The 4,669-nt window shown below is 66.3% G+C and carries 4 protein-coding genes; 3 read left to right on the top strand and 1 reads right to left on the bottom strand.

Features of this window, described 5'->3' with window-relative positions; genetic code table 11:
* The first annotated feature begins 284 nt into the window (after positions 1-284).
* On the top strand, positions 285-1,220 hold the full coding sequence (locus QUW25_RS09945; RefSeq protein ID WP_289512061.1) for a hypothetical protein: 936 nt from the start codon (positions 285-287) through the stop codon (positions 1,218-1,220).
* A 24-nt stretch (positions 1,221-1,244) separates the two neighbouring features.
* On the opposite strand, the gene QUW25_RS09940 is transcribed toward QUW25_RS09945, so the two are convergent.
* Positions 1,245-1,442: a hypothetical protein gene (locus tag QUW25_RS09940; RefSeq protein WP_289512060.1), complete on the bottom strand. Its 198-nt coding sequence runs from the start codon at positions 1,440-1,442 to the stop codon at positions 1,245-1,247.
* A 215-nt stretch (positions 1,443-1,657) separates the two neighbouring features.
* On the opposite strand from QUW25_RS09940, the gene QUW25_RS09935 reads away from it, so the two are divergent.
* Positions 1,658-3,619: a BMP family ABC transporter substrate-binding protein gene (locus tag QUW25_RS09935; protein WP_289512059.1), complete on the top strand. Its 1,962-nt coding sequence runs from the start codon at positions 1,658-1,660 to the stop codon at positions 3,617-3,619.
* An 8-nt stretch (positions 3,620-3,627) separates the two neighbouring features.
* Positions 3,628-4,269, top strand: a complete 642-nt coding sequence (locus QUW25_RS09930) for a metallophosphoesterase family protein (protein WP_289512058.1) — start codon at positions 3,628-3,630, stop codon at positions 4,267-4,269.
* The last annotated feature ends 400 nt before the right edge of the window (positions 4,270-4,669 follow it).

Raw genomic sequence — 4,669 nt, 5'->3', positions numbered from 1 at the left:
AGATTGATGGACAACCCCTTATCACATAAAACGTTTTGCCCAAAACCCAGCAAAGCCATGTCGAGAAGGACGCGGAGCAGCAGAAGAAGGGCCCCAGACCAGTCGCCATATCAATCTTGTTGCCCAAAACCAGCCCAAAGCTCTCGGAAACGGCAAGGCGAGAAGCGCGCGGCGGGCCAAAACCCAAAAGTAGGCAATTTCGGCCGCAAGGGACCTCGGACGTTTTTCCGAACTCGCGCCCCCTGATGCGCTACCCTAGAGAGGTCGTCGAGAAGGGAGTCGTCATGCCCGCCATCATCACGCACCACCTCTTCGGCGAGGACATCGTCGCCGAGCTGCCCGCGGGCCTGATTGACGGTGAGGAGGAGCTTCTCGCCTTCCTCCTGGGCAACCAGGGGCCGGACCCCCTCTACGTGCGCTTCCTGACGCTCCCCTCTCGCGCCGCCGCCATCCACCAGGTTGCGGCCGCCATCCAGGGATCCCGCGCCACCCGTGCGTTTCTCACGGTCCGCGACGGGGTGAGCCACCTCCCCACCTCAGATGAGCGCGTGGGCCGCGCCTTTGCCCTCGGCCTGCTTGGCCACTACGTGCTTGACCGTGCCACGCACCCGTTTGTCATCTCCCAGCAGCGCGCGATCTGCGGTCTCGAGGACAGCCTCGGCCGCGCGCGCAGAGAGGTGCACGCCGTCATAGAGTCCGACATCGATACGTGGATTCTCTGGGAGAAGCGCCGCGCGACCGTCCAGGAGCGCCCCGCGGTTGACAATCTCATGAGGACCGACAAGATCGAGCGCGTGGGCGGCGCCCTCTTCTCCCAGGTGGCGCTTTCCGTGTACGGCATGCCTCTTGGCGCCGGCGAGTACGCCGCGTGCCTGCGAGACTACGAGCTCCTCTATCGCCTCATTGACCCCGCCGGCTCCCCGCGCACGCGAACCGTGGGAATCGTCGAGCGCGCCGTGCGCAGGCACTCCCTCGCCGAGGCCATGGCCCACTACGTCCGCAGAAGCGACGACTGCCCGGCGGCAAACCTCGACTGCCGCCCCTGGCAGCACCCCTTCTCCGGCGAGGTGCGCCACGAGAGCTTTGCGGACCTCTTCGACGAGGCGAGACTCTCCTACCCCGCCCTGGCCGAGGCCTTTGTGCGCGGGGACGAGAAGGGCCTGCGCGACCTCGTTGCCACCCTCAACTACGAGGGGCGTCCCGGAACGGACCTCGCATAGCGGGAGGCGCGGCAGCACCCCGCCCTACGAGAGCCAGATGAGCGTAGATCCGTCTTCCTCCTCGGGGTCATCCTGCGGGGGTTGCTTCTCATCGGCGCGATCATGTCCCCAGGAGGAGGACTCCTCGAGCCAGAGGGTCGGCTGCTCGGGCGCGAGCTCGAAGGCGCGCTCCTGACCGTTGACCATCCAGACGATGTCTCTCCTCTCGCCCGTCGCTTTCATACCAGGCTCGCGCCTCCCTCCTCTGACCACACGTGAAGTCTACGGCGCCCAGCAGCCTGCCAACCAAGGCGAGACGAACTTGCTACGCGCTCGCCACGAGCCTGCAACGTGGCGCGTGTTTTACGCGTGATGTTGCCCAGGGGGACGGCGGCGCCCTCCCGTCAACGCTACCATGGGGGTGAGGAATCGATTTCACGCCAAGGAAAGGCGGCCCCATGCTCGAGGACTACGCCAAGGCCCGAAAGCTCGGCCTCAAGCAGGTCGATCGCGATGTGGCGCACGGTCTCTACCCCTACCCGCCGGCGCTCGACGACATCCTCAAGAACCAGGGCTACCAGGGCGAGGTTCCCGTGGGCCTCGCGGAGATAGACCTCTCGCTCATAGCCGGCACCAAGACGCGCGGCCGTCAGAACATGTTCTCGAGCGGCTTTCTCCCCATCGCGGAGGCATCCTCGGAGTTTGCCTCCAAGTGGAGCGACCTCATCGACTCCCAGCGCGCCGAGGGCCTGCGCGACCCCATCGTGGTCTACGAGTACCTCCAGCGCTTCTACGTACAGGAGGGCAACAAGCGCGTCAGCGTCTCGCGCTACCTGGGCATGCCCACGATCCTCGCCAGCATCACGCGCGTGACGCCTATGCCCTCCGACGAGAAGGCCCTGCGCGCCTACCACGAGTTCACGCGCTTCTATCGCGTGTGCCCCGTCTACGGCATCATCTCCTCCGAGGAGGGCTTCTATGCGCGTCTGGCGGCCCTTCTCGACCAGGACCTCGAGACGCCCTGGCCCGACGAGCTCGTGCGCGATCTCCGCTCGCTCTTTGACGGTTTCTCCGCCTCCTTCCGCGCGCGCGGCGGGGACGCCCTCGACCTGCAGGTGGGCGACGCCTTTGCGCACTACATCTCGATCTTTGGCTTTGGGCAGCTGCGCGGGCTCTCCCCCAAGGAGATTGACGCGCAGGTCGAGAAGATCTGGGGCGAGTTCGTGGTCACCCAGGGCGAGGGCGCCCGCGCCTACCTCGAGGACCCGAGCGCGGGTCACACCGCCCCGCTCCCCAAGTTGAAGAACCTCGCCAAGCAGGCGGTTCTCGCCAAGCCCTTTCGCGTTGCCTTCATCTACGACAGAAACCCGCTCTCCTCGGGATGGATATCGCTCCACGAGCGCGGGCGCATCAAGCTCGAGGAGCGCCTCGGCGCCACCGTGGCCACGCACGCCTTCACCGACCGCAGCTCGGACGCGGCGTTTGACCAGGCCGTAGACGAGGCCATCGAGCACGGCGCCGACCTCATCGTGACCTGCGCGCCCACCCAGATGCGCCAGGCGCTGCGCGCGGCGGCCGAGCATCCCGGCCCCGCCTACCTCAACTGCTCCGTGAGCCTCTCGCACAGCGCGGTGCGCGGCTTCTACGGAAGGATGTACGAGGCCAAGTTCCTTCTCGGCGCGCTGGCCGCGAGCCTTGCCGAGCACCACAAGGTGGGCTACGTGGCGGAGTCCCCGGTCTTCTCCACGGTGGCCGAGATCAACGCCTTTGCCATCGGCGCCGCCATGGTGGACCCGCACGCGTCCGTCCATCTCAAGTGGTTCTCCGCCAAGGACCACGACTGGCGCCGAGAGCTGCGCGAGGAGGGCGTCCACATCATTTCCGGGCGCGACTACGCCAACCCGCTCGCGCCCAAGGAGTCCTGGGGCCTCTACCGCGTAGAGGAGAACGGCGCGGAGACGCACCTCGCCGAGCCCGTCTGGAAGTGGGGCCGCTACTACGAGATGCTCGTCCGCTCCATCAGAAACGACACCTGGAAGAAGGAGGGCGAGAAGATCCCGGGGCAGTCGCTCAACTACTGGTGGGGCATGTCCGCCGGCGTGCTTGACGTACGGCTCTCCGAGGAGCTGCCGCGAGGCCAGCGTATGCTCGTCGACGTGCTGCGCCAGTCCGTGCTCTCCGGGCGCGTCCACCCCTTCACCGGGGAGCTTCGCGCGCAGGGTGGCGACGTCGTGCAGGGACCGGACGCGGGACGGCTCACGAGCGAGCAGATCGTGCGCATGCGCTGGCTCAACGAGAACGTGGTGGGACGCCTGCCCGAGCAGCGCGAGCTCGACCGCGACGGCCTCGTGGAGGTTGAGGTGGCAGGCGTCATTCCCGTTGACCCCTCGACGGTCCTGCTCAAGAACACGAGCCGGTAGGTGCTGCCATGAGGATCCTTGCCATATCCGACGTGGAGGAGGGCTGGCTCTACGATCGCTGGGACGCGAGCCGCGTTGAGGGCGTTGACCTCATCATCTCCTGCGGCGACCTCCCCGCGACGTACCTTGAGCACATCGTGACGCTCGCCAACGTTCCGCTCCTCTACGTGCAGGGCAACCACGACACCGCCTATGACCTCAAGGCGCCGGAGGGCTGCGTCTCCATAGACGGCCACATCCGCGACTTCTGCGGCCTGCGCATCATGGGTCTGGGCGGCTCGATCAAATACAACGACCAGGTGCACGGCTACACGGAGGCCGAGATGCGCCGGCTCTGCTCGCGCATGGCGCTTCTCTCGAGCGCGACGGGCGGCGTGGACCTCGTGGTGACGCACGCCCCCGCGCGTGGGTACGGCGACCTCGAGGACCTGCCGCACCGGGGGTTCGAGGCCTTTGGGGCGCTGCTCGATCGCGTGAGGCCGCGCTACCTGCTTCACGGCCACGTCCACATGCAGTATGGTCGCGTCGAGCGCGTGCGCGAGCATCCCAGCGGAGCCACGCTCATCAACGTGTGCGGGTCATACATGCTCGACATCCCCGACGAGAGCATCGCGCCGCACGGGGGCCTCTTCCACGTTGAGAGCGTGTAGGGGCGCGCGATCTTCTCGGCGGCTGATGTGGTTCTCGGGCGTGTTGTGGCCCCCGTTGCGCACTGATGTCCCGATTTGGGTGGTTTTGGGTTTTGGCGCCCTCCGCGTTCCGGGAAAGGTCGTTCCCGAGAGGTTTTACCGGGTTTTGGGGCAAAGGTTTTATGTCACAGGGCTCCATTGGCACCAAAACAGCCCGCGGTCGCGAAGACCCGCAGCGTTTGCCCAGGTAACGCAGAGAGCGACAGGCTCTTCTCGCCCTCTAACGAGAACCCGCATCAAACTTTTTGCCCAAAACCGGACAAAGGAGCCGCGAGAAGGACCAAGCGGGAGCACCGGCGAGAAGAACCAGGCGAGAAGCATCGGCTAGAAGTACCGGAACGCCCTGAGACGAGAAGGGCGG

Origin of the sequence: Thermophilibacter provencensis (assembly GCF_030372065.1) — a bacterium.
Taxonomy (GTDB): Bacteria; Actinomycetota; Coriobacteriia; order Coriobacteriales; family Atopobiaceae; genus Thermophilibacter; species Thermophilibacter provencensis_A.
Note: the sequence above shows the minus strand (reverse complement) of the source record. Positions and strands in the feature narration are given on the sequence as shown.